This window comes from Allocoleopsis franciscana PCC 7113, assembly GCF_000317515.1.
In the GTDB taxonomy this organism is placed as follows: Bacteria; Cyanobacteriota; Cyanobacteriia; order Cyanobacteriales; family Coleofasciculaceae; genus Allocoleopsis; species Allocoleopsis franciscana.
Window position 1 is genome coordinate 5,044,916 of record NC_019738.1, and the last position, 26,220, is coordinate 5,071,135.

Consider the following 26,220-nt stretch of genomic DNA (forward strand, 5'->3'; position numbering starts at 1 on the left):
TAGTTATCATAGGGGTTGATTGCATTATGAAACTATTTATTATTGTGCTGGGACTGGGAATTTACGGGTATGGTGCCTGGAAGTTCTGGAAGGGGTTTGAACGGACCAACTTCTCCCGTAGTTTGCCTAACCGGATTACCCTGTCACTGTTGTGGCCGGCCTTGATTATTGCCAATAAGTCTTATCGCAGGAACTTTACCAAAGCCTTAAAAGGTTAATTGGTGCAGTGACTCGTTGAGCTGGCTCGATATTGCTAGACCCTACCGATCGCGCCTTGGGAGGCTATTTTTTGGGTAATCGCCTCTGGCTGATTGGCGGTACGAGTGAAAGTGTGGCTTTAGCAGGCGCGATCGCCTCTCTGGGTCTGCCCTGTCTTGTATCTGTGACAACAGAGGCAGCTCAGAGCCTTTATCCTAAAACCCCACTGCTCAAGGTTCAAGTAGGGCGTTTGCAGATTGAGCAGTTAGATGATTTTTTACAACAGCAACAAATTGCGGCTATTCTCGACGCCTCTCATCCGTATGCCGTAGAAATTTCCCAAATGGCGACAAGGCTAGCGGCTCAGCGGAAAATCCCCTATCTGCGCTTTGAACGGCCAGTCGTTAATCCTCAAAAGGACCATTCAAGGGTCATCATGCTAGACAGCTTCGAGGCTCTTTTAGCTAGGGACTACCTTCTCCAGCAGCGAGTACTGCTCACTGTTGGTTATAAAGCCTTACCTCTGTTTCAAGGCTGGCAAGATAGGTCTACCCTATTTGCCCGGATTCTACCGGCTGTCACGTCCCTGGAAGCGGCGATTGCGGCTGGATTTACATCGGATCGGATTATTGCCATTCGTCCTCCTGTGTCCGCTGAGATAGAAAAGTCCCTCTGGCGTCACTGGGAAATTTCATTGGTTGTAACCAAGGCTTCTGGTGTGGCTGGAGGAGAAGAGATTAAGCGAACCGTTGCCGCTGAGTTGGGTATTCCACTGGTAGTTATTACCCGTCCTGTGGTTGATTATCCTCAGCAAACCAGCGATTTTTCTTTAGCCTTGGAGTTTTGTCGCACTCATCTGAGGTAGCCGCCTCGTCTGATTGGAAAAAAAAGAACCACTCAAGGCGCAGAGAGCGCGGAGGAAAACAAAAGAGAGAATTTTACTTAGTGCAAAAAGGCAGGAGGCTGGAGGCATAAGGCAAGAAAGTTTGTACAGTAAGCTTTTTAACCTTTTTCAACGGGATAGTTATTTCTGCCAGCCTGGTCTAGGTTGTTTTGAGAGTTTGAGTTAACTAACAGCAACAGGTCTTGTTTAAGCCCGATATTCTGAACAACGACGTTGATCGACAACTTCAAAAAGTTTAGTGTGATCGGACGTCCAGATGTTTTGCAACTCCTGACTAAAACCTCACTCAGAACCAGCATCGAGGTTCTCGATATTCGCATTTTGTCGCCAAATTGCTCAAAATCGATCCGGAGGTGGTGGCTCGTTTTGGAATAAAGGAATGGTAGATGCACCCTGATTAATATCCCCAGCTCTTAACAGGGCTGGGGGTTTCCTTATTTTTGTCTCTTTGCTCAAGCGTTTGCTGGGGAGCCAACAGCCAGAAATTCCTGCACCCGCTCTAAATAAACGTCCGGCTTCTCCAGCATGGGGAAGTGAGCCGTGTCAGGAATTTCAAAATACTCAACTTTTTCATTGAGCTGAGCCGCCCGACGCCCCAGCTCTGGGGGGATAATCTTGTCAAATGTACCCGCAACCAAGAGCGTTGGCACGCTGAGTTGAGCAAACTCTTGGGGCATCACCTCAGATGCATATTTGCTCACAGATGTCAACATTGTGCCCAACGCCGCTTTGTAATCCGCCTCTAAGAAATCCTCTAAAAAAGCACGGCTCACCGTCACAGGCAACGGACGGTGCAAAAATCGCGCCATGAACATCGCGCTGGCAAAAGGAATTCGCAAGAACCAACGGGGACGGAACTGAACAACGTACTTGCCAAATTTATGGAAGGCAGAGAAGGATTTCTCGTCGTATTCAAAGATGCCGCTACAGGTTAAAACCGCCCGTTCCACTCGCTCTGGATAACGGTTGAGAAAGAACACAGCAGAAGACGCCCCCATGGAGTGAGCCATGATGTAGACGCGACGTAGCTCTAGAGTATCTAGCAATGCCGCTAAATCTTCAGCGTAATCCTCCATTTCATAGAGCAACTCCTCGATTGGCTCTTGGGGTAACTTTGAGCGACCAAATCCCCTTAAATCGTAGAGCAGGCAGTCAAATTGCTCGGACAGGCTACGCGCGGTACTTTCCCAGTACCGCGCCGAACCGCCCCATCCATGAATGAAAACGATGACTGGCTTGGTTCGAGAGGCTGTCGGTTGGCGTATCCACTCGTAGTAATGCTCGACGCCACGAACGTTAATTACTGGCATATTAAACAATTTGAGTAAAACAAGTCATAGGGACGTATGACTGATACGCCCCTATCAATATCTGCTATTAAAAATTTTCCTACGCTCTGGCTCGAATCTCCTACCCTAACCTCCTCTTTTTTTAGGCGGATTCTGGTTTTGGTAGGGAAGAGGGATGTACCAATAGTTCTGCTGTGGAACGTTTTTCCACCATTTCCCGCGTAATCATGCAGCGAGTGACATCTTTACGAGAAGGCAACTCGTACATTACGTCTAGCATCAATTCTTCCACAATGCCGCGCAGTGCCCTAGCCCCCGTTTTCCGGCGGTAAGCTTCTTGCGCGATCGCCCGAATCGCATCGGGTTTAAACTCCAATTGCACACTGTCCATCTTCAGCAGTTTTTGATACTGCTTCACCAGCGCATTGCGGGGTTCGGTCAAAATTTCCATCAACGCTTCTTCATCGAGTGGGTCAACGACAGCCACCACGGGTACGCGCCCAATGAACTCTGGAATCATGCCAAACTTCACCAAATCATCCGGCTCTAAATGCCGTAGCACATCGGCTGTACGTTTTTCTTTGGACTGACCTTCTCCAGGTTGAATAAACCCGATGGATCGCTTGCCAATCCGCTGCTCAACCACCTTTTCAAGACCGACAAAAGCTCCCCCGCAAATAAACAGGATGTTGCTCGTGTCAATCTGAATGCAATCTTGATAGGGATGCTTACGACCCCCCTGGGGCGGGACATTGGCAACCGTCCCTTCTAACATTTTGAGCAAAGCTTGCTGGACGCCTTCCCCAGAAACATCTCTGGTAATGGAAGGGTTTTCACTCTTGCGAGCAATCTTGTCTATTTCATCGATATAGATAATTCCGCGCTGAGCTTCCTCGACATCGAGGTCTGCCACTTGCAGCAGCCGCAGTAAGATATTCTCGACATCTTCCCCGACATAGCCGGCTTCTGTCAGCGTCGTGGCATCGGCGACGGCAAAAGGCACATCCAATACACTCGCTAACGTCTGAGCCAGAAGGGTTTTCCCGCAACCGGTTGGCCCCATCAGGAGAATGTTGGACTTTTGCAGCTCTACCACATCCTCCAACCCTGCCTTGCCATTGCCCTTGGACTGAATAAAGCTCAGGCGCTTGTAGTGGTTATAGACGGCAACCGAGAGTACTTTCTTAGCGTCGTCTTGACCAATGACATGCTCATCTAGGTACTTTTTCAGTTCTCTGGGTTTGGGAATTTGATTCAACGAGAGACCCGAAGCACGAGCACGACGCTTCTGCGGGGGTTCTTTGGGAGGTACAGGTTGGGGAGCTGGCCCACTGGAGTCGAGCAACTCCTCATCTAGAATTTCGTTACACAGGTCAACGCATTCATCGCAGATGTAGACTCCTGGCCCTGCAATTAGCTTACGCACCTGCTCCTGAGACTTGCCGCAAAACGAACATTTTAGATGGGAGTCGTATTTAGACATATGAAGCCTCTTACTTGATAGGAGTGACAGCCGCTTCCGACTTGGGAAGATTCTGCCTGGTGATGACCTGATCGATCAAGCCATAGTCTTTCGCCTCAGCCGCTGACATAAAGAAGTCGCGCTCGGTATCTGCTTCGATTTTTTCGAGCGACTGACCCGTATGATGAGCCAGTAACTGGTTCAGCGTCCGCTTATGGTAAAGAATTTCTCTCGCTTGGATTTCAATGTCGATCGCCTGTCCCTGGGCACCCCCCAAAGGTTGGTGAATCATGATTCTGGAATTGGGCAGAGCCATCCGTTTTCCGGGCGCTCCGGCGGTCAGGAGAAATGCTCCCATGCTGGCAGCTAAGCCGAAGCATATAGTAACAACATCTGGACGAATTTGCTGCATGGTGTCATACATCGCCATCCCTGCTGTTACCGAACCACCAGGAGAGTTGATGTACAGTTGAATGTCCTTTTCGGGGTCTTCGGCATCTAAAAACAGGAGTTGGGCAATAATGGAGTCAGCGACAGTATCGTCTACCTGCGTCCCCAAAAATATGATGCGCTCTCTTAAGAGCCGTGAGTAGATGTCAAAAGCCCGTTCCCCGATACCGGACTGCTCTACCACCATCGGGACGACGTTGCTAGGGCTAAGGGAGCCAATGTCAAAGGAACTTAAGCTCGTGAACTGGTAGCCGTTGGACTGAGATTGCAGCATAGAACAGACGTTAAAGCATTTTAGTTAGCCGTGGTGCTATCTCACCCCTGCATAAAAGGGGGAATATCACAACTATTCTTCTAGTGTTCATTATGCCTCAATTGCCAGAGGACTGACGGTCTGAGGCATTGGATTTGAGTTTGGGGATCGAGAGAGATAGCCCTCCCATCCCCATCTTTGGGCTATTCAGCGGGTTCGGCTTGTACGTCAATTGTCTGGGACGCAGCCTCAATTTCCGGCTCTTGAGGGACGGTTGCGGTTGGAGATTCTGGTTGAGTTTCTTCTCCTTGTGTCTCTTCTGGTGTCAAGGAACCTTTGGGTACCAATTCAATGGTGGCGTGTTCTTCGAGCCACTTAATCGCTTTCTCTTTAATTAAATCGGATTCAACGACCTCTCGCAGGCGCTTGGGATCGACATCTTGTCCAGAAAGCTGCTCCAACACTTCTTGGGATTTGGCTTCAATCTCCTCTGGCCCAACGGTGAGAGATTCACGTTTCGCAATTTCCTGAAGAGCCAGGGATTGCTTGAGGCGGACAACGGCATCGGGGCGCGATCGCTCTTTCATCTGTGGTAGGGTTTCGGCATTAAACAGCTTGCGTACATCCATCCCATAGCTTTCCATCTGGATCGCCGTTTGGGTCAAAAGAGTTTGGACTTCCTGCTCAATCATCGTCTCAGGCAGATCAATCTCCACTTTCTCTAGGAGTGCCTCTAACAAGGCTTGCTCCTTACTCGCCGCCGTTTCTCGATCCGCTTTTTCCTGAAATTGCTTTTCTAAGGATTCCCGTAACTCAGCCAGCGTTTCCTTTTCACTGACTTCTTGAGCAAAGTCATCATCTAACTCTGGTAACTCTTTTTCCTTGAGTTCTTTCAGGGTGATGGTAAAAAGAGCTGCCTTGCCGGCTAAATCTTCTCGCGGATAATCTTCCGGAAAAGTGAGTTCAACGTCTTTGGTTTCCCCAGGGTTCATGCCCACTATCCCGTGAACGATGCCCTCCAAAAACCGTCCTTCTTCGAGTTCAATTTGAAAGTCTGTGGCTTGTGCCCCTGAGATTTCTGTGGCTTCTTCTCCCTCACCCGTATATCGACCGCTGTAATCCACCACCGCAACATCTCCCATTTGAGCGGGGCGTGATTCCACAGGGATAAGAGTGGCTTGCTCGACACGACGCTGTTCTAAGAACTGATCCACCGCCTCCGGCTCAGGCTGAGTCTCCTCGGCTTTAATACTCAAGCCACTGTAATCTCCTAAGTTAATTTGGGGTGGGACATCAACAGATGCTGAAAACGTTAGAGGTTGTCCCGGCTGAAATCGACTAATTAATTCCTCATAAGTGGAGGTGAGCTTGTAGTTTCCTAGAGCCTCGATCGATTCTTGCTCAATCGCTTGTTTTAGACCATCTTGAACCAAATCTTCGAGTGCGGCTTCTTTAATTCGTTGGTGTCCCAGCCGTTGTAGCAAAATTTGACGGGGTACCTTACCTTTGCGAAACCCAGGAATGTTGGCAGAACGTGAGAGGTTTTGCACGACCTTTTCGTAGGCTTGTTTGGTCGTTTCGGCGGGAATTTCAATCTCCAGACCGATCTGGCTCTTGGGGAGCGGTTCCTGAGTAACTTTCATGGACGCTTTCGTTTCAGACAACTGTTATATAGATTTTGTAAGGATTTAGGGCGGATATTTCAATAGATGCTTAAGCAACCAAGTCCTTTAAGGGTGAAGGCGGGTCTCTCGTGGTATTCTAGTTGCAACCCGTTAAGTATAAGCATCAACCGTTTTTCCTTTGCGTTTGCCCCTTTGGGACACCGCCACGGGTGATCGTCTTTAAGACAACGCTCTAGGCAGTGCTTGTAGTTTCCGTATCTGATGATAGTACATCGGAGCGGGTATTAGGGTTAGCATGACGCATCGATTCAACCGAACGTAGCGAACTTTACTTTGAGCGCCAAAGCGACTTAAGTAGCTACTCAATCGGGGTTTAGAGCATAAGTCGAACGATTAAGCCAAGTCTAGCCGATCGCGTAGCATCAGCCTAGACTAGAAGGAATCAAAGCTATTCCTTTCACGGCAGGCGAAGGGGTCTTGAGGTTTAACCCATTCCAGGATGAAACCTCTGTTGTAGCCAATAGCTCTGACTATCCCTCAAATGGTAGAGTGAGAAACCAGGCTCAAGCGTGTTAAGACAGGAAATAGCAATTTATTAAATTTCATGCCATTTTTAAAACGATGGTGCGCTAGAACGAAACAAAGTTACTAATGTAAGAGTATCCAGTAAACTTAAAAAAAATTAACGACCTATAAACCCTCAATCCCGATCCTGTAGAAAGTATCTCTTTATTAAGTTATTAAGCTCGTTATTCAAGGTGGAGGAAATTCATTTGTCTAATCCAATTCGCGTTGCTATTTTAGGCGCGACCGGTGCAGTAGGCACAGAGTTACTGGAATTACTGCAAAGCCGAAACTTCCCACTCGCTGAGTTAAAGCTTTTAGCCTCACCCCGCTCGGCTGGGCGTACCCTTTCCTTCCAGGGAGAAGAACTGTTAGTAGAGCCTGTATCCGAAAAATCGTTTGAGAATATCGATGTAGTCTTGGCCTCTGCCGGAGGGTCAACGTCGAAAGCTTGGGCTGCCAAAGCTGTTGAGAGCGGCGCGGCCGTGATTGACAACTCCAGTGCCTTTCGCATGAATCCAGAGGTACCCCTGGTCATTCCAGAGGTTAATCCTGATGCGGCAGCGATGCATCAAGGAATTATCGCCAATCCCAACTGCACGACGATTTTGATGGCTGTGGCGGTTTGGCCCCTGCATCAAGTACAGCCTGTCCAACGAATTGTTGCTGCCACGTATCAATCGGCGAGTGGGGCTGGGATGAGAGCGATGGAAGAACTCAAAACCCAGGCGCAAGCTATTTTGCACGGTGAAACTCCGATCACAGAAAGCTTTCCTTACCCATTAGCTTTTAATCTGTTCCCGCACAACACGCCGCTGAATGAGCAGGGGTACTGTGAGGAAGAGATGAAGATGGTCAACGAAACGCGCAAGATTTTTAATGTGCCCCAGCTTAGAGTTAGCGCGACCTGTGTACGGGTTCCTGTACTTCGTGCCCACTCAGAAGCGATTAATCTAGAGTTTGCACAACCCATGTCAGTAGCCACGGCAAGAGAGGTGCTTGCCAATGCCCCTGGAGTGCGACTGGTGGAAGACTGGCAAGCCAATTACTTCCCCATGCCGATTGATGCCTCAGGTCGTGACGAAGTTCTCGTGGGTCGAATTCGTCAAGACCTGTCTCATCCATGCGGTTTGGAACTTTGGCTGTGTGGAGACCAAATTCGTAAGGGTGCTGCCCTGAACGCGGTGCAAATTGCGGAATTGTTGGTTGCGCGCAATTTACTGCGACCAGCAACCACAACAATGGCTCATTAACAAACTGGCAAGATGAAGGGTTGAACGTTGGCAAGTTGAAAGTTGAAGGTTGCTCTGTTTAACCTAATAACCTTCAACCTGATAACCTTCAACCTGATAACCGACACTTATGGCAACGGCTACGCCGAGCAAACCTTTGACCGAGGAGGAATAAAAAAAGGGTGGTCAATTTTGGACGTGTACTAACGGCGATGCTCACGCCCTTCAAGGAAGATGGCAGCGTCAATTATGAAGTTGCTGAGCAATTAGCCACTCATTTAGTGAACAATGGCACAGATACGCTTGTCGTTTGCGGGACTACAGGGGAATCTCCAACCCTGACTTGGGATGAAGAGTACCAGTTATTTCAAGTGATACAGAAAGCCATAGCCGGAAAAGCTAAGGTTATAGCAGGAACCGGGTCAAATTCGACTCAAGAAGCCATTGCAGCGACGCAAAAAGCCGCTAAAATAGGGCTAGATGGATCGTTACAAGTCGTTCCTTACTACAACAAACCACCCCAGTCAGGACTGTATCATCATTTCCAGGCGATCGCGCAAGCCTGTCCTGACCTTCCCTTGATGCTTTACAATGTTCCGAGCCGCACCGGTCAAAATCTCCAACCGGAGACCGTTGCCCGCTTAGCCGAAATCCCCAACATTGTGGCACTCAAAGAAGCCAGTGGTAATTTCGACCAGGCCAGTCAAATTCGGCGTTTGACACCACCTGATTTTGCCCTTTACTCTGGAGATGATTCCTTTACCCTAGCCATGCTGGCAATTGGAGGCACTGGAGTTGTCAGTGTTGCCAGTCATTTAGTGGGTCAAGATCTGCAACAGATGATCCAAGCGTTTGAAGCGGGAAAAATCGTTAGAGCAAGGGAAATTCATCTAAAACTTTTCCCTTTATTTAAAGTTTTGTTCTGCACGACCAACCCGATCCCTCTAAAAGCAGCGCTGAAACTGCAAGGCTGGGACGTAGGTTCTTCACGTCCTCCCCTATGTGACCTGGCAACGGAGTTTAAAGAAGAGTTAGAAAAAGTTCTGATTGAACTTGCTTTGCTTTAAAAAGCTCGGATATTACTATCTACAAAATTTTCACCATAACCTCATAAATGGAATAGATATTACCTATGAATGGCTCTTAATAGTCTTAATAGTCCCTTTCCTACCCTATTCAAAGATGAAAGGGTAGGGGATAGATAAAAAAAGAAAACAGATGGCTTAGGCATCATCTCTTCTGTTCGTAGTGACACTAAACAGATTAGTGCTCAAAGACGAGGAATGGAAAAGCTTTGCATGATGCCGACGGCTTGACGTAACCATAAATTGTTATCTACCCACTCACTGTTCTTTTAGGTTTGAACGATTTTGAATTCCGTAAACAAAGATAAACCCATACCTCAACCTCAAAGGAGGCAAATGACTAACAACAAAAAATCTGCATCAGCCTTAAAAATTATTCCCCTAGGCGGATTGCATGAAATTGGAAAAAACACCTGTATTTTAGAGATCAACGACGAAATTATCCTTGTAGATGCAGGAATTGCTTTTCCCAACGATGAAATGCACGGGGTGAATATTGTTCTCCCAGATATGACCTATCTGCGGGAAAATCGCCACAAAATTAAAGGGATGATTGTCACCCACGGTCACGAAGACCATATCGGCGGCATTCCCTATCACCTCAAGCAATTTGATATTCCCGTCATTCATGGGCCACGTCTAGCCATGGCGTTGCTGCAAGGCAAACTGGAAGAAGCGGGAGTCGCCAATCGCACGGTATTGAAGACAGTGAGTCCTCGTGACATGGTACGAGTTGGCACTTCATTCGTGGTTGAATTTATTCGCAATACCCACTCCATGGCGGATAGTTTCACCATTGCCATCCACACTCCACTCGGTGTCGTGATTCATACGGGAGATTTCAAAATTGACCATACACCCGTGGATGGCGAATTCTTCGATTTCCAACGATTGGCAGAACATGGAGAGAAAGGAGTACTCTGCTTACTCAGTGATTCGACCAATGCAGAAGTCCCAGGACACACCCCTTCAGAAAGTGCAGTTTATCCCAATCTAGACCGCGTTTTCGCTCAAGCACCTGGACGGGTACTGATCACAACCTTTGCCTCGTCAGTGCACCGGGTGAATATCATTTTGCAACTCGCGCAAAAACACAAACGGGTTGTTTCAGTGGTCGGGCGCTCAATGCTCAATGTCATCGCCCACGCGCGTAATCTTGGTTACATCAAGTGCCCGGATAACTTGTTTGAGCCATTACATGCCGTTAGCAACTTACCTCCCGAAAAGGTCGTGATTCTGACGACCGGTTCTCAGGGTGAACCGATGGCGGCAATGACACGAATTGCTAATGGCGAACACCGACAAATTAAAATCAAACAGGGCGATACGGTGGTATTCTCCGCTAACCCAATTCCTGGCAATACTATTGCTGTGGTCAATACCATCGATAAGCTGATGATCCAGGGAGCTAATGTCATCTATGGTCGCGACAAGGGAATCCATGTTTCCGGTCATGGCGCACAGGAAGACCAGAAGTTGATGTTATCCCTAACTCGACCGAAATTCTTTGTGCCGGTTCACGGTGAGCATCGGATGCTGGTGCAACATGCCAAGATGGCTCAGGCGATGGGCATCCCCCCGGAAAATACGGTGGTGATCGACAACGGGGATATCGTAGAAGTCACGGAAAATAGCATTGGAGTCGCGGGCAAGGTGCCATCAGGGATTGAACTGGTTGATCGATGCGGCATTGTCCATGACAACGTTCTCAAAGAACGGCAGCAACTGGCAGAAGATGGTGTTGTTACCGTCGCGGCAGCCGTAGACTGGGAGGGCAAGCTGCTCGCCAAGCCAGAAATCCACCTACGAGGGGTTGTCTCCCTGGTTGAGAAATCCCTGTTGGAACAGTTGGTGATTAAGGCCATTGAAAGGACATTAACGGAGCGCTGGACAGACTTTGCCAAGTCCTTCGAGGGTAGTGAGTTGGAGATCGACTGGGCGGGCTTGCAAGTGCAAATTGAGAATGACTTGCGCCGTTTAGCCCGACGTGAACTTCAGAGTCATCCCCTCGTGGTCTTCTTGCTCCAAGCTCCGGAGGAACCCCCGGTCAAGGTCACGGGGCGACGCCGACGGTCAACAGCAAGGGTGGCTTCCTAGTCTCGCTGGGTACAAAGGATTGACCCCTGCCCAACCGCAAGAGGCGACCGAGGTTGGCGGGAAAAGATGAAGGTTTGTAAAGAATCTAGAAAACCGGGTTGAGTCAGTTCCCTCTCTTCCTCCCTCCTACAGCCCGGTCTACTACAGGACACGTTTGATCAGACTGATTTTGTCCAGGAAGAATTATTCTCTGGCAAAGTCAGTCTTTTGTTTTATGATGTTCACTACACAGATCGGTTATCCTGTTAAGTGATGTTACTGAGACTCTCAATCTAACTTCACAAAAGTTCAGTGAAATTACTAAGGTAATTGCCTTGTGTTTCAGTAACCATATCAATAACCAGCGATATCAGTTTAAAAGTTTAGATAGATACGTCATTCATTTTCGCCCGGATCATTTAGGTTTTTTTACTTACCCGAACCCCTGTTATTCGCGAGCGTGCATCTCAATCAATTTGGCTTTAAGATAAGCTGCTGATTCAGTAGCGATATTGACCCCAGCTACCTAGACCGAGGGTCAGACCACCCAGAACCGCGACACCTGTAATAGTTACAAACAAGCGTTTGACTCTTTTAGCCGACATGTCCGTCCCTACTAGAGTATGGCAATTCACCCAAAAGGGTACCGGAATTTATCCGGTATTGAATGCTGAGCGGTTGTAGGTAAATGACAGGCGATCCAGTTCGCTTTTCCCAAGCACAGGAAAGGAACTATGAATGTATCCGAGCATACAGCAAAGAATCTGACCATTACAAGTTGGGTTTGGACGCAGCCAGCTAAAAATTCTTCTCAATCAACCCCCTCGACCAATTTCCCCAAAGCCAAGAAAACCTTTGACCTACTTCATCCTGTAAGGCAGTGGCTTGATAGTGTTGATGTCAACAGCCCTGAAATGGCGCATCGACTCTGCCAACTCATCCCAGCGCAGTGTCCCTTTGAACGTGAGATCAAACTCTTTGGTCGTACTCTGTTTCATATTCCGCCCATGTGCAAGCTGAATCCGTTGTATGAGGAAGTCGTCGCATTGCGCTTTCGGGCTTTGTGTTACCTCGCTGATGAATGTGGTGAAGATATCTCCGCTTACTGCTAAAATTCCAATTCAAGGATTTTAGTGGAGGGCGTCGGGAAACCGTGCATCTGTAAGACATCATGGCCATCATTGCCCTGAAAGCCTGGTATCTCCAGCAATATGAACCGATTAAAGAACTGGAGAAACGCCCTCATGATTTGCGTCTGAGCAAAAATAGCTTGCTCAAGTCAGGTTTAAGAGCTGACTTTTTAGACGATAGCCAGGATGTGAAACACTCCGTTTGGTTTGGGCGCTACCTGGAAGGGGAAACCGTCGAGTTCTACATCGAAGGCAGTGGTGGTTATGCGATTTCCAACATTGACTTGATTTCTCACGAGATTTATTTCACAAAGCTTGAAGTGATGGCGCAACTAGAACCCATCATTTTTTTGAGCTACCAAAATGAGTACAACGGTTCTAGTGAGGCGCTGCGTAACGCCCTCTCGAAGACTCTGGAAACCTTTAACCCGCGCTCTCGCGTACCCCTCACACTGGAAGAATCCCGACGCCCTGTTGGTGAACCCATGCGCTTAAGCAGCACCCAAATGCGTAAAATCCGCAAAAGTCTGCTGTTTGTTGCCGATGGGACATCAGTCGCTCGAATCGATGGAGACAAAACGCCTCTATTAATTCCCAGCCCTCATGTTTGTGTGGAGATGGGCTATGCCTTAACAGCCAAGCGCACCGAACAAATTTTGCTGGTACAGATGGAACGACCAGACTTACCGGGACAATTTCCCTTTGATTTGCCCAGTTACCAGCAATTGCGGTTTCAACAGCCAAAAGATTTACAACAAACTCTGCCTTCGGTGCTGGAAACTTTGCTGCAACGGTATAGCTTATTGTCGTGAAGGTGTGATTTCCGCCGCCTAGTCGCTGATAATAATTGGGTTACGGATTAAGGATTGTTTTCCATGCCCAGAACCCCAGATGAGTACGCCGTATACATCTTTTTGTCAAGTGGCCACCGGGAAGAAGTACGTTTTGCCACCATTCAAGAATTTCAAAAGTGGTACAGTGGTGAACTGATGCCAAAAGCCACTTCTCAGGACTTCATTAACGTGCCGATCAAAAATATCCAAGGGGAGTACATGGTGCTGCGTCCCTCTAGCGTCACCGCGATTCGGGTGGAACCCGTTTACGCTGGAAGCGTCGATCGCTTTTAGTCAGGGGTCAAGGGTCAGAAGTCAGGGATCGGTTGACCAAGGCGTCATGACCCATGACCCACGAGCAATGGCTAAAGGTTGGAAAATTCTTGGTGAGTATGCGAAAAACAATAACTTGGCTCTCCCTAACTGTAGGGATGGCTTTCTTGAGTGCGAATGGTTTAGCCCTTGCTGATGCGCCGCAGCAACCCGTTAACCTGAAGGCGGGTCAGAGGAATTTAGCGCAGCAACCTGTTAATCCAGCAGCGGGTCAGGTCAGTGTGCCACTGCGACCCCTAAACCTAGATGAAAGTCAGGTCAATCTAAATGCATTGGGTTTAGACGAGCAGTTGTGGGGGAATCCGGGTCAACCGGGAGATCGGCAAGCGCTGTTGAAGTCGATCGACAACAGCTTACGTTTTCTGGCTTCACCCAAGGCGGCTGAGGTTTATCGGAAGTATCCAGTACCAGGGATAACACGCGATCGCGTCCGTCGTTCCCTCGTGCGTTTCCGCCAACTCGTTCGCAATTCCCGTTCTCCTGCCGAGTTACAAGCGGCAGTCCAGCGCGAGTTTGTTTTTTACAAGTCTGTCGGGAAGGACGAACAGGGAACAGTCCTATTTACGGGATACTTTGAACCGATTTATGCGGCGAGTCGCAGGCAAAGTGCCGAGTATCGCTATCCCCTCTACACACTGCCTGCTAACTTCTCCAGGTGGAAGACACCTCATCCAACCCGTGCTGAGTTAGAAGGGGAAGATGGTTTAGGGACAAAGAGCCAACTTAGAGGGGGCGAACTGGTCTGGCTGCGCGATCGCTTAGAGGCATTTCTTGTTCAAGTTCAGGGTTCCGCCCGTCTTCAACTCCCCGACGGCAAGCAGATGACTGTCGGTTATGCCGGCAAGACAAATTACCCCTACATCAGCATCGGGCGAGAATTGGTTAAAGATGGCAAATTGCCCTTGGAGGGATTGACATTACAGGTTCTGATCGATTACTTCCGCGCCAATCCGAGCGAACTGAGTCAATATTTACCCCGCAATCAAAGCTTTGTTTTCTTTAAGGAAACCTACGGGGCACCTCCGACGGGTAGCATTAATGTACCTGTAACCGCAGAGCGATCAATTGCCACAGATAAATCCCTGATGCCACCAGGAGCATTAGCGCTGATTAATGCCCCTATCCCTTACTCCAACGCCACCAATCAACTCGAAACTCGGATGGTGAATCGCTACGTACTCGATCAGGATACGGGTAGTGCGATTCAGGGAGCCGGTCGCGTCGATATCTTTATGGGAACAGGGCCAAAAGCCGGCGATCGCGCCGGGGCGATTAACGGCACAGGAGAACTTTATTACTTGCTGCTCAAAAAATAAAAATGAGTTTCAGCCACCACTCCTGGTCTTGACGCATGATTTCAATGTGTCGAATAAATTCTCGAAAGTAGAATCGGCGTTCAGATTCCGATAAATCATTCCAAAATTGGGGAATGGAAACGGCTTGGGCGATCGCTTGTAAATTGACAGGGGGTAGTGCCGCGAGTCGGGAGCGCAGTTGGGAAATTTCTGCCCGGAGTTTGTAGGCACGTAAATCAGCCGTTTCTGTATCGAGGACACCTGTTGCGGTTAAGGCCGGGAGTTGGGCTAATATTCCCTCATTTTGGGCAATTTGAAGGTCGAGCGATTGTTTTACCCCATCCAAGCTAGGGGTATTCATACTCGCGACGGCACGAGGTAAATCTTGACATATTGCCTCAATTGTGTATAAAAGTATTTTTTCGTAAGCGATCGCACGGCATTTGGGACGCTTGGGGCAGCGAATCGGACGTAGGTAGAGGTATTCTTTGCTGGTGCGGGGTCTTGTGACACTGGTCACCGTCATGTGAGACTGGCACTCCCCGCAGACCACTAAACCCGCCAAAGAGCGAGGGGCGCTGGCGGTACGGGGAGGAAGTCGGCGGTTGCGACGCAGCAGGCGGTCTATCTGGGCGGCTTCTTCTCGGTTGAGAATGGGGTTATGGGTATCAGAAATCACCTCACCATTGTGATAGCCTAAATCACCCCGATAGATGGGGTTGGTTAGCCAACGCCACCCAGTGGACACGGAAATTTTTTTATTGTACTTTTTTTCTAGATATCGCACGGCTCCCCGTAAGGAGCCATACAGGAGAAACTGTTCAAAAAAGTCTTTGACGACAGGGGCTGTCGAACGATCAATGATGTAGCGATCTTTACCGCGTCGATAGCCGTAGGGTGCTTTTCCAGGTGGAGGGAGAGCTTTCAGGCGATTCCGGGCGTGTCCTTGACGAATACGACGGCTAGATTGGTCTTTTTGAATTTCATTAATGAGTTGAAATAAATTTGCCCGAATATTCGGACTATTGGTAGTGGCGAGTTGAGAAGAGTTGTAGGATTGCTCTGTAGCAATGACTTCGATACCCAGAGATTCGAGTTGAGTGAGGCGATCGCTAACTTCTTCTATGGTGTCCCCTAGTGCATCTAAGCGCTGGAGTAATAAGTAATTGGCTGGTTCGACATGGCAATCCGCCAACAACTGCTGCAATTGCTGACGTCCTCCCAAATCTTGATAAATTTGATCCACCTCAAATCCCCAAATCGTTGGGTTCGCTGGGGATTCAAGGAGGGGGTCACTGTAAAGGTAGGCAACAATTTTCATGCAATCGCGATCGCATCCCGTAGGGGTGTAATCCTTTATACCCTAAGCCTGACCTAATTCGATGATGTTACCATCTGGGTCTTGAGTAAACAGCGCAGCGCGACCCGATGCGCTCATTTGTAGAGCACAGCCATGTTCTAATAGCTGGCTTTTGGCGGCATCCAAGTCAGCAACGGATAGGGCGAGGTGGGGGTTACGTCCCCATTTTTCGGGATTTTGCAGTTTTGGTTGAATGGATGAGTCTACCATCAGGTGAATCTGAAAGTCCCCCACCTGATACCAAACGCCTGGATATTTGAGTATGCGCTCTACTTTAGATAATCCTAAAATATTGCCATAAAAATGCTCTGCCTTTTCCAAGTCAGAAACAAGAACAGCGACATGAAGACACTGGGTAATCTGCATCACGAGTTTGAAGGAAGGAATCGAAGGGAGGTTAGTCTGATGCCATTAATTTTGACCTAAATCACCCGCCTAGGCGAACATCGATTCAATATCAGCCTCTTTCTACTCAACAACAGGCATCCCCGCTTCCACACTCAAGGCGCAGTTTCAAGATTTCATTTAATTATGATTAGGCTCTAAGTGCATAAACAAGAAGTTGTACATTCGGCGCTTTCCATGGATTCACTCAACGGGTTGCCAATGTCAATTCTATTTACATCATGACTTGACAACGGAATTATTCCTGATGTCTCAGTGTGGTATGTATGTAAAAGGTTAATTTGTTCCAAGATAAATTCAAATTCGTCAGTGGTTGCAGCGCTGAGGTTCATTTCCCACAGAAACGGACGAACTCTATCTTTTGTGATGGCGGCGGGTTCCCAAACTTTAAGTGTGTAGCCTGAGTCAGTTTGAGTAATGGCGTGAAGAATCTGCATTGATTTAACTTCAATTTTTACTAACAAGCGCTTGTGTTTGAGAGTTGATTACCTTACAGACATGTGCAAGGTTCAAAAAATAGCACGAAGGCCGTTGATTTACTCTGACCAAACCTTATAAATTGGACTATTTTTGCATGGCTGTAGAGTTTTGCCCTAAGTCTTAGGAGATAATTTTAGTCTTCATTGTTAAATTGTCTTCTTTCCCTAAGAGCTGTTGCTTCAGCCATGTGTCTCAAATGATTTACGCTTATTAGCCGATTTATTTTTTCGTCAATCTGCTATTGTCTACGCCAACCCTTTGCGGGTACCCTGAAATCAGGAAGGGCAGCCATAAGGGCTGCCCTTGAATTCCTCTCAAGAGAAAAGGCGATAAGGCCATCATATTGCCCCACTCTATTGCACGAGTAGGCGAAATGAACAATTGATGAAAAGAGCTTGTCATTACAGGGAGGCAAAGCCTAGACTCACGGAATCTTCGCTAGAGGAATCATGGACTTGATTGTTACCTTCTCTAACAGAAGTCCATTCTTCTTTGATATAGTTCAAATCGGCTTGTTTAGCCACATAGTTTTCTACATAACCACAACCAACACAAACATAGGTATCGAGATAGGCGTAACGATTGCCGAAGTTACCTGAACCTATCGTCATTGTATTGAGTGCCGGAAATTTTCGATTCGTGTTGCTAAAGACTTCAGGGGAACCACACTTAGGACATTGCCCATTCTTCATGAAATGACTACCTCAGCATTACAACCTAGCTGAATTCTTTTTTCTTCGGTGGTGCGTCCCCATCGGGATAATTTGCTATCGTGACAAAAAAGTTGGGTAGAGGTGCTCTTGCCTAGGGTTAGACAGGCTGAGAGTCTACCTTGTGGTAAGCCAAGGCTTTTATTTTTCGACTAGAGCAATTTCCGAGGATGCCCATACGCCATTAACCCCCATAATCTACGGTAAAGTAGTCGGGTTTTAGATGAATTTTTTGGAAAACTACTTTCCAAAATTAGAGAAACATGTCAGTATTCATTAAGTCCGGTAAATCCACGCACTTACCGTAGATTAATAGGAGTATTTTCATGAGCAAGTGGCAACGCCTTCCCCAAGAGGGGAGGTACTTGATAGTGCAAATTATTAATAGTGTTGTTAAAGCTGTGCCAGGGAATAAGTTGGGTGGGCAGCAAAGAAGTCAGCTAAACTACAGTTCTCGGCGGGGGTTTCTGTCTCTGTTTCTGGTTGGAGTCAGCTTGAGTGTGGCAATCTCAGCTTGTTCTGGAGGAGGGAACAACAGCACAACTGCACCCAGCAATTCTGCTAATAGCGGGGCGAGTCAGAAAAAAGACGTGGAGGTAACCCTTGTTTCTTTCGCTGTCACCAAAGCCGCCCACGACGAAATCATTCCCAAATTTGTTGAACAGTGGAAGAAAGAACATAACCAAAACGTCACCTTCAAGCAAAGTTACGGGGGTTCAGGTTCCCAAACCCGTGCTGTGATTGATGGTTTAGAAGCCGATGTGGTACACCTCGCCCTCGCCCTCGACACCAAGAAAATAGAGAAAGCTGGCCTGATTCAACCGGGTTGGGAACAAGAAGCCCCGAACGAAGCCATTGTTAGCAAATCTGTAGGCGCTATCGTCACCCGCGAAGGAAATCCCAAAAACATTACTACTTGGGCAGACCTGACCAAGCCAGATGTCAAGGTGATTACCGCTAACCCCAAAACCTCTGGAGGTGCACGCTGGAACTTTTTGGCTTTCTGGGGTGCGGTGACAAAAACAGGCGGGGATGAGGCTAAAGCGTTGGACTTTACGAAAAAAGTCTTAAAGAACGTTCCAGTCATGCCCAAAGATGCACGGGAAGCCACCGACGTATTCTTTAAGCAAGGTCAAGGTGATGCCTTAATCAACTACGAAAACGAGATGATTCTGGCGAAACAGCAAGGTGAAAATCTTCCTTACGTGATTCCTGATGTCAATATTTCCATCGACAATCCCATTGCCGTTGTAGACAAAAACGTGGATAAGCACGGGACTCGTGAAGTTGCCGAAGCTTTTGTCAAATTCCTCTATACACCCGAAGCACAACGAGAATTTGCCAAGGTAGGATTTCGTCCGGTTGACCCCACTGTCGAGAAAGAAGTGGAAAGCCAATTCCCCAAAATTAAAACCCTCTTTACAGTTAATGATTTAGGGGGATGGGACAAAGTCCAGAAGGAATTCTTTGATGACGGTGCTGTCTTCGACAAAATTCAAGCGGGCAAATAGAAATCATCTTCATGTTTGGTTACTAATTTTTACGGGTTAGTTGTTGGTTGTTAGTCTGCTAATAATCAACAACTGACAACCAATAACCAATAACAAATAACAAACAATGGCTATATCTTCTCCCTTCCAGCCCAATCCGGCTGGGAAAAATTCAATCGCTCCACTGAGCAAATTTTCTTGGCCTTGGGGAATCACCATTGGGTATCTTACCCTGATGCTCTTTGTGCCAACGTTGGCTATGTTACTCAAAGCCAGTACTGAAGGGCCGGTTAATTTTTGGAGAATTGCGACCAGTGAGGTTGCCCTATCCACTTATGATGTAACCTTTGTCACCGCCTTGCTAGCGGGAGCCGTCAATGGCGTGTTTGGCACGTTGATTGCTTGGGTTTTGGTTCGCTATAACTTTCCGTTCAAAAAAATTCTTGATGCCGTAATCGATTTCCCCTTTGCGTTGCCTACGGCGGTTGCGGGTTTAACACTAGCAACGGTTTACAGCAATAACGGTTGGATTGGTGCTTTGCTGGCTCCCTTTGGGATTAAAGTGTCCTTTACTCGCTTGGGAGTATGGGTGGCGATGGTGTTTATTTCGCTGCCATTTGTAGTCAGAACAGTGCAGCCGGTTCTATCAGAACTGGAAAAAGAAGTGGAGGAAGCCGCTTGGGCTTTGGGTGCTTCTCAATGGCAGACGTTTTGGCGAGTGATTTTACCCCCTTTAATGCCAGCCGTTTTAACGGGTGTTGCTCTGGGATTTGCACGAGCGGTTGGGGAGTATGGTTCGACGGTAATTGTGGCATCTAACATTCCCTATAAAGATTTAATTGCACCCGTATTAGTTTTTCAACGATTGGAACAGTACGACTATTCGGGAGCTACTGTGATTGGCACCGTGTTGTTAGTGATTTCGTTATTAATCCTGCTGGCTATTAATCTTCTGCAAGCTTGGGGAAAACGTTATGCATAATTTAGAACCCTCTTTGCACCACCCTACATCTTCCACAACCCATGCTTCCTCCAAAAAGTCAATTAATTGGGTTCCAGTCGTCCTGATTGGAGTAACCATTGTCTACCTCAGCTTATTCCTGCTCATCCCAGCTTTAAACGTGTTTGTGCAAGCGTTTAGCAAGGGAGCTGGGGTCTTTTTAGAACAACTGACTAAACCCAGCTTTCTTCATGCAGCAAAGTTAACATTGTTTTTGGCACTGATTACCGTCCCCTTAAACACGATTTTTGGTCTTTGTGCCGCTTGGGCACTTGCTCGTAAAAGGTTTCCTGGACGCGCTTTAATCCTGAGTATTATAGACTTGCCCTTTTCCATCTCACCGGTGGTGGCAGGGTTGATGCTTGTCTTGCTCTATGGACGGAACGGTTGGTTTGGGCCGTTTTTAGAGGCTCATGATATCAAGATTATCTTTGCCTTTCCTGGAATGGTATTGGCAACAGCCTTTATCTGTATGCCCTTTGTGGCTCGTGAAGTAATTCCTGTTTTGGAGGAGGCTGGATTTGACCAAGAAGAATGTGCCAAAACACTGGGGGCAAATGATTGGCAAATCTTCTGGCGCGTCACCCTGCCCAATATACGCTGGGGCTTGCTCTATGGTGTGATTTTGACCAATGCTAGAGCCATGGGTGAATTTGGTGCGATCGCGGTTGTATCGGGTAACATTACAGGTAAAACCCAACCTCTGCCGCTGTTTGTGGAAGAGGCTTACAAGCAATATGAAACTCAAGCGGCTTACTCGGCTGCTGTATTGCTGACTCTGCTAGCAGTTGTCACGCTTATCGCTAAAGAGATTTTAGAGCGTAGAACGAGTCGTCGTTCTGGTGTTCATTAAAATTAAGCTAACCGATTAGCGATCGCTCATTTATTCCTAATAATTGATAAGCTTGAAGCAGTAGGGGCGCACGGTTGTGCGCCCTTAGTCTTTGTATATTTTTGTTTTAGGGGCAGATACTTGATTTAGCACACTGGCTCTATCACGAGATAGATTAGAAAAGCCCAAGTTGGCTATATATTATTTTTTCCTCAAAAGTTGAGTGCTAACCAGCCAAGCACCAACCAAAATCCTTTTAGTCAGCCACTCAATTTCAGGAAGCACAAATTTTGATTTACTTTTTCTGTAGATAGCGCTACAAAATTTCTCTAGGGCTGTTAGATCAAAGCCTACTCAATCAGATGAACACAGTAGTAGGTACATTACTTTTGGACGAGTCAATCAAAAAGCACAACGATGGCTAATCAACAATTGATTTCACAGAAAGAAACGGAACGTCTTAATGCCTTGCGCCGTTATGAAATTCTGGATACACCTCCTGATGGTGCTTTTGACCGCATAACTTCAATTGCAGCTAGACTGTTTAAAGTGCCCATTGCAATTGTCAGTTTGGTGGATAGCGATCGCATTTGGTTTAAGTCTCATCATGGACTCGATGTTGAGCAAATTGAACGAACACCAGGATTGTGTGCATCAGCAATTCTTTCTGATGAAATCTATGCGATTACGGATGCGAGCAAAGATTTGCGTTCCTTAACAAATCCGCTTGTGGTGGGCGAGATGGGTTTACGTTTTTATGCCGCCGCTCCGTTACGAACTCATGATGGTCATAACTTAGGAACTTTGTGCGTAATTGACCAAAAATCACGCTCCATTTCCTCTGAAGAAATGTCAATCTTAACGGACTTAGCCGCCGTGATTATGGATGAAATTGAGTTGCGACTGGGTGCAAAGAAAGTGGATCAGTTAAATATTGAATTAGCCAAAGCCAAAGAAGCTGCCGAAGTGGCAAACGTTGCCAAGAGTACGTTTATCGCCAACATGAGCCACGAATTGCGTTCGCCCCTCAATGTAATTCTTGGGTTTACTCAATTGATGACGAAGAGTTCAACACTAGCTCCAGAACAACGAGAAAATCTTAGTATTATTGCTCGTAGTGGTGAACATTTACTAACCCTAATCAACCAAGTCTTAGATTTATCCAAAATTGAAGCTGGACGTACTACCCTCAACGAAACAAACTTCGATCTCCATCGCCTACTGGATGATTTGGAAGATATGTTTCAACTCAAGGCTGATGAGCGGCATTTGCAGTTAGTGTTTGAACGAAATTCTGACATTCCTCAATATGTGAGAACCGATGAAGTCAAATTACGGCAAATTTTGATTAACCTGCTGAACAATGCAATTAAGTTTACCCAAGAAGGGGGAGTTTGCTTAAGGGTTAAACGGCAAACATCCAACGACGAAACAGAAGAGAATATTTCTCAATTCAAATTAAATTTCGAGATTGAAGATACGGGTTATGGTATTTGTCAAGATGATTTAGAAGCTATTTTTGAAGCCTTTGTCCAAAGCCAAACGGGTAAACAAGCCCAAGAAGGGACAGGGTTAGGCTTACCCATAGCCCGTAAATTTGTCCAATTAATGGACGGTGAAATCACTGTTAGTAGTGAAGTGGGACATGGGACAATTTTCAATTTTGATATTTCCATCAGCCCTGCTGATACTGCCAACCCCGAACCTAAATTGGCAACGCGCCAAGTCATTGCCCTAGAACCCAATCAACCCCGATATCGGATTTTGATTGTCGATGACAAATGGAGTAATCGGCACCTATTAATGAAATTGCTTTCTCCTTTGGGTTTTGAACTGAAGGAAGCAAGCAACGGGAAAGAAGCGATTGAGGTATGGGACACCTGGGAACCGCATTTAATCTGGATGGATATGCGGATGCCGATTCTTGATGGCTATGAAGCAACCAAACAAATTAAAGGGATAAGCAAAGGTCAAGCTACCGCAATTATTGCCCTAACCGCTAGTACGTTAGAGGAAGATCGCGCTATAGTTCTTTCAGCAGGTTGCGATGGTTTTGTGCGTAAACCTTTCCGCGAAGCCGATATCTGGGACGCGATGAACAAACATATTGGGGTGCGCTATATCTACGATGAACCTGCTAACGAACTCCATTCAACCCCACTTGACTTTGACGCCCTCACTCCAACTACTCTTAATGCTTTGCCTGCCAGTTGGATAGCCGAGTTACACCAGGCAGTCGCTGCGGCAGATTCTGAATTGGCTTTCAGTCTGATTGAACAACTAGAAGCCAAGGATACAACTTTAGCAAAGGTTCTATCGAAGCTAGTTAGCGATTTTGAATTCGACAGAATTGAGGGTTGGATAGCTCAAATTTTAAATCAATAACTTGTTAAATAATGAACTATTAACTGTTAGGCTATTGTTCAATGAACGCCAATATTTTAATTGTCGATGACACTTTACCTAGCTTGCAGCTATTATCTAATTTGTTAACCGGGCAAGGCTATAAAGTCCGTGGAATCCTTAAGGGTCAAAAAGCTCTTTCTACAGCCCGCTTAGCAAAGCCAGACCTAATTTTGTTGGACATAAAAATGCCTGATCTGGATGGCTATGAAGTCTGCAAACAGTTAAAAGCCGATGAACAGACATCCCATATCCCTGTAATTTTTATCAGTGCCTTGAATGAAGCGTTAGATAAGGTTAAAGCCTTTGCGCTTGGGGGTGCAGACTACATCACAAAACCGTTCCAAGTGGAAGAGGTTTTAGCGCGGATTGAAAATCAACTAAAAATTCAGTTGCTCTCTAAACAACTCATTGAAAAAAATACACAGCTTTCACAGAAAATTGTCATGTGTCAAAAACTTCAAGTTGAGTTAAACAACCAAAATAAACTCAGGCAATCCATCCTTAATTCCGCCCCGGTCGGAATTTGCCTGACTGATGAGAATGGATGTTTTGTGGAAGTTAATCCCGCCTATTGTAAACTTTATGGATTTACTCCAGAAGAACTCATCGGACAATCCTTTACGGTACATTTTCCCCATGCACCGGCTGAACATAAACTCGAACTCATGCAACAGTATCGAGATTTTATTCAAGATGTCCAGAATAATGATAAAGGAGAGTTCACCGTATGGAGGAAAGATGGTACGGAGTTAATGGTTGATATTAGGCGAAACGGCTTCCAACAGAATGACGGAAAGTATTTTGTTGTGACTACCGTTATGGACATCACTGAGCGCAAACGCATGGAGGAAACACTCCGTACTACACTTCATACTGCTTTCCTGGCAGAAGCCAAATTAGCCGCCGCTCAGAGACTTGCTCATCTCGGTAATTGGGAATTTGATGTACTCACTCAAAAGTTTATTTGGTCAGAAGAGCTATTTGATATTTTTGGTCTTGACTGGATGCAACCAGAACCAAGTTTTGTCACCTTTCTTCGATTAATTTATCCCGATGATCGTCCACTTTTGCAAAAAGCCTTTAAGCAAATGCTCGCCACTGGGACATCAGACGAAATAGACTATCGGATTGTGCGACTCGATGGTCAAATCCGGTATGTTGTGGGCAGAGGAGAGGCTATTTTTGATGAGTTTGGACAAGTCCAGAAACTCTTCGGGACAGCGATGGATATTACTCAGCGTAAACAGGTAGAAGAAGCTGTGCGACAAGCCTCAGCAAGAGAACGAGAAAAGGCGCAACAGCTAGAACTGACTCTGTCTCAATTAAAACGAACCCAAGTCCAACTCATTCAAACCGAAAAAATGTCCAGTTTGGGACAGATGGTTGCAGGAGTTGCTCATGAAATTAACAACCCTGTTAGTTTTATTTATGGCAATCTGGCTCCAGCCAATGAATATGCCCAAAATTTGATTCGACTGACTCAACTTTACCAAAAAACTTACCCCGCTCCTACTCCCGAAATTCAGGCATTCATTGAGGAAATCGACTTAGATTTTCTGGTGGAAGATTGGCAGAAACTCATGCATTCCATGCAGATAGGCACTGAGCGTATCCAAGAAATTGTTCTCTCACTACGAAGCTTCTCTAGGCTTAATGAATCTGAACTCAAACCAGTTGATATTCATGAAGGAATTGACAATACTTTAATCATTTTGCAGCACCGACTCAGAGCAGTAGGCGATCGCCCTGAAATTGAAGTTATTAAAAATTACGATAAACTGCCAAAAGTTACCTGTTATGCCAGTCAATTGAATCAGGTATTTATGAATCTATTAAGTAATGCCATTGATGCTTTAGACTGTCAATCTAGTCCACGTCGAATTACCATCCATACTTCACTGAAAAATCGTGGACTTGAACAGGAAACCAAGTATCGCAAAACACTCGAATTTCCTTTACAACCTGTGAATTACAGCATCCAACGTGGTCAAAAATCAATGGTAAAAAGTAAGCCCTTAAGGGTTAGCCTGAAGCGAAGTTACCCCTTCGTATTGGCGGCTTCATCAGCCTTAGTGAAGCGAAGCAAGTTAGCACAAAAGCGGGCAGCCAATACCCTCCAGGAACTAGGGAAAGGAAAACAGCCCAATTCCCCAGTGGTAGTGATTCGCATTACTGACAATGGTTCTGGGATGAGTGAGGAGGTACGTAATCAAATATTCGACCCATTTTACACAACAAAACCTGTGGGAAGTGGTACAGGTTTGGGATTAGCAATCAGCTATCAGATTGTAGTTGAAAAACATCAGGGTAAACTGACTTGTTTTTCTTTGCCTGGAAAAGGAACAAAGATGATTGTAGAGATTCCGGTAAAATCCTGAATTGAGTGGTTATGCCGAGGAAATACAAGCTGTATAAAATTAAAATTTCAATTGCTAATTCATAATTTATTCCCTAAATTCATAACTATTAATTTCTCAGTAATCGCAAACCATTCAATGTTACTAAACCTGACGCCATAATCCCAAACCAGCGGCACCCAATGCCGCAACAATCATCAATAGGTCAACATCAAGCTGTTTGTCTTTAAATAGGGTAGTGAGTCCCTCACGCGCACTTGGATAGCCACCAATCACGTAAGCCGCTGGTAAAATAAGCAAGCCGAATCCCATCCAATTGAGCTGAAGTGATAACCAACCCAGAAATACAAGGATTGCACAAACCGCAGCGGCTAAAGTATCGGTATGTTGTTGATATAGCTAATTCAGGCGAGAGATAAATACAGAACGTTGAGCTATCGAGTGCGAGTAG

Annotated in this window: 22 protein-coding genes and 1 pseudogene; 14 read left to right on the forward strand and 9 right to left on the reverse strand. The window is 46.5% G+C overall.

What is annotated here, in order from left to right:
* Positions 1 to 26 precede the first annotated feature (26 nt).
* Both MIC7113_RS20695 and MIC7113_RS20700 read left to right on the forward strand, forming a co-directional pair.
* Positions 27 to 218: a hypothetical protein gene (locus MIC7113_RS20695; protein WP_015184135.1), complete on the forward strand. Its 192-nt coding sequence runs from the start codon at positions 27 to 29 to the stop codon at positions 216 to 218.
* Positions 219 to 250: 32 nt separating this feature from the next.
* Entirely contained in the window at positions 251 to 1,063 is an 813-nt protein-coding gene (locus MIC7113_RS20700; RefSeq protein WP_015184136.1) for a cobalt-precorrin-6A reductase, read from the forward strand.
* A 491-nt stretch (positions 1,064 to 1,554) separates the two neighbouring features.
* On the opposite strand, the gene MIC7113_RS20710 is transcribed toward MIC7113_RS20700, so the two are convergent.
* The 4 genes from MIC7113_RS20710 to tig form a co-directional block, all read right to left on the reverse strand.
* Positions 1,555 to 2,412 (reverse strand): alpha/beta fold hydrolase, encoded by an 858-nt coding sequence (locus MIC7113_RS20710; protein ID WP_015184138.1) that lies wholly within the window; start codon positions 2,410 to 2,412, stop codon positions 1,555 to 1,557.
* Between the two features lie 121 nt (positions 2,413 to 2,533).
* Entirely contained in the window at positions 2,534 to 3,874 is a 1,341-nt protein-coding gene (clpX, locus tag MIC7113_RS20715) for an ATP-dependent protease ATP-binding subunit ClpX (protein WP_015184139.1), read from the reverse strand.
* 10 nt (positions 3,875 to 3,884) lie between these two features.
* Positions 3,885 to 4,577: an ATP-dependent Clp endopeptidase proteolytic subunit ClpP gene (gene clpP, locus MIC7113_RS20720; protein ID WP_015184140.1), complete on the reverse strand. Its 693-nt coding sequence runs from the start codon at positions 4,575 to 4,577 to the stop codon at positions 3,885 to 3,887.
* A 182-nt stretch (positions 4,578 to 4,759) separates the two neighbouring features.
* A complete protein-coding gene (gene tig, locus MIC7113_RS20725; RefSeq protein WP_015184141.1) occupies positions 4,760 to 6,199 on the reverse strand; it encodes a trigger factor in 1,440 nt (479 codons plus the stop codon).
* 755 nt (positions 6,200 to 6,954) lie between these two features.
* Between tig and MIC7113_RS20730 the strand changes: the two genes are divergently transcribed.
* The 7 genes from MIC7113_RS20730 (at position 6,955) to mltA (ending at position 14,750) form a co-directional block, all read left to right on the forward strand.
* Positions 6,955 to 7,998: an aspartate-semialdehyde dehydrogenase gene (locus MIC7113_RS20730; RefSeq protein ID WP_015184142.1), complete on the forward strand. Its 1,044-nt coding sequence runs from the start codon at positions 6,955 to 6,957 to the stop codon at positions 7,996 to 7,998.
* 161 nt (positions 7,999 to 8,159) lie between these two features.
* Complete coding sequence (gene dapA, locus MIC7113_RS20735) at positions 8,160 to 9,044, forward strand: 4-hydroxy-tetrahydrodipicolinate synthase (RefSeq protein WP_015184143.1); 885 nt, start codon at positions 8,160 to 8,162, stop codon at positions 9,042 to 9,044.
* Between the two features lie 354 nt (positions 9,045 to 9,398).
* Positions 9,399 to 11,159 (forward strand): ribonuclease J, encoded by a 1,761-nt coding sequence (locus MIC7113_RS20740; protein WP_015184144.1) that lies wholly within the window; start codon positions 9,399 to 9,401, stop codon positions 11,157 to 11,159.
* 713 nt (positions 11,160 to 11,872) lie between these two features.
* On the forward strand, positions 11,873 to 12,250 hold the full coding sequence (locus tag MIC7113_RS20745) for a Mo-dependent nitrogenase C-terminal domain-containing protein (protein ID WP_015184145.1): 378 nt from the start codon (positions 11,873 to 11,875) through the stop codon (positions 12,248 to 12,250).
* Positions 12,251 to 12,309: 59 nt separating this feature from the next.
* Entirely contained in the window at positions 12,310 to 13,080 is a 771-nt protein-coding gene (locus MIC7113_RS20750) for a hypothetical protein (protein ID WP_015184146.1), read from the forward strand.
* A 63-nt stretch (positions 13,081 to 13,143) separates the two neighbouring features.
* Positions 13,144 to 13,395 (forward strand): hypothetical protein, encoded by a 252-nt coding sequence (locus MIC7113_RS20755; RefSeq protein ID WP_015184147.1) that lies wholly within the window; start codon positions 13,144 to 13,146, stop codon positions 13,393 to 13,395.
* Positions 13,396 to 13,448: 53 nt separating this feature from the next.
* Positions 13,449 to 14,750, forward strand: a complete 1,302-nt coding sequence (gene mltA / locus MIC7113_RS20760; RefSeq protein WP_015184148.1) for a murein transglycosylase A — start codon at positions 13,449 to 13,451, stop codon at positions 14,748 to 14,750.
* Here mltA and MIC7113_RS20765 read toward each other — a convergent pair.
* The 4 genes from MIC7113_RS20765 to MIC7113_RS20780 all read right to left on the reverse strand — a co-directional run bounded on the left by MIC7113_RS20765 (position 14,740) and on the right by MIC7113_RS20780 (position 17,666).
* The gene (locus MIC7113_RS20765) at positions 14,740 to 16,050 is read right to left on the reverse strand and encodes a recombinase family protein (RefSeq protein ID WP_015184149.1); all 1,311 of its coding nucleotides are present in this window, start codon (positions 16,048 to 16,050) and stop codon (positions 14,740 to 14,742) included. The genes mltA and MIC7113_RS20765 overlap by 11 nt on opposite strands.
* A 42-nt stretch (positions 16,051 to 16,092) precedes the next feature.
* Positions 16,093 to 16,455: a VOC family protein gene (locus MIC7113_RS20770; protein ID WP_015184150.1), complete on the reverse strand. Its 363-nt coding sequence runs from the start codon at positions 16,453 to 16,455 to the stop codon at positions 16,093 to 16,095.
* A 176-nt stretch (positions 16,456 to 16,631) separates the two neighbouring features.
* Positions 16,632 to 16,931, reverse strand: coding sequence for a hypothetical protein (locus tag MIC7113_RS20775; protein ID WP_015184151.1), 300 nt, complete (start codon positions 16,929 to 16,931; stop codon positions 16,632 to 16,634).
* A gap of 444 nt (positions 16,932 to 17,375) precedes the next feature.
* Entirely contained in the window at positions 17,376 to 17,666 is a 291-nt protein-coding gene (locus MIC7113_RS20780) for a hypothetical protein (protein ID WP_015184152.1), read from the reverse strand.
* Between the two features lie 344 nt (positions 17,667 to 18,010).
* Here MIC7113_RS20780 and MIC7113_RS20785 point away from each other — a divergent pair, with 344 nt between their 5' ends.
* From MIC7113_RS20785 to MIC7113_RS20805, 5 genes are all read left to right on the forward strand, one after another.
* On the forward strand, positions 18,011 to 19,195 hold the full coding sequence (locus MIC7113_RS20785) for a sulfate ABC transporter substrate-binding protein (protein ID WP_015184153.1): 1,185 nt from the start codon (positions 18,011 to 18,013) through the stop codon (positions 19,193 to 19,195).
* Positions 19,196 to 19,301: 106 nt separating this feature from the next.
* Positions 19,302 to 20,156, forward strand: coding sequence for a sulfate ABC transporter permease subunit CysT (gene cysT, locus MIC7113_RS20790; protein ID WP_015184154.1), 855 nt, complete (start codon positions 19,302 to 19,304; stop codon positions 20,154 to 20,156).
* On the forward strand, positions 20,149 to 21,027 hold the full coding sequence (gene cysW / locus MIC7113_RS20795; protein WP_015184155.1) for a sulfate ABC transporter permease subunit CysW: 879 nt from the start codon (positions 20,149 to 20,151) through the stop codon (positions 21,025 to 21,027). The genes cysT and cysW overlap by 8 nt, the downstream gene beginning before the upstream one ends.
* A 396-nt stretch (positions 21,028 to 21,423) precedes the next feature.
* Complete coding sequence (locus tag MIC7113_RS20800) at positions 21,424 to 23,391, forward strand: ATP-binding response regulator (protein WP_015184156.1); 1,968 nt, start codon at positions 21,424 to 21,426, stop codon at positions 23,389 to 23,391.
* 41 nt (positions 23,392 to 23,432) lie between these two features.
* The gene (locus MIC7113_RS20805; protein WP_015184157.1) at positions 23,433 to 25,790 is read left to right on the forward strand and encodes a PAS domain S-box protein; all 2,358 of its coding nucleotides are present in this window, start codon (positions 23,433 to 23,435) and stop codon (positions 25,788 to 25,790) included.
* Positions 25,791 to 25,919: 129 nt separating this feature from the next.
* Here MIC7113_RS20805 and MIC7113_RS38205 read toward each other — a convergent pair.
* A pseudogene (locus MIC7113_RS38205) lies at positions 25,920 to 26,162 on the reverse strand (heavy metal translocating P-type ATPase); the annotation flags it as partial.
* Positions 26,163 to 26,220: the final 58 nt, after the last annotated feature.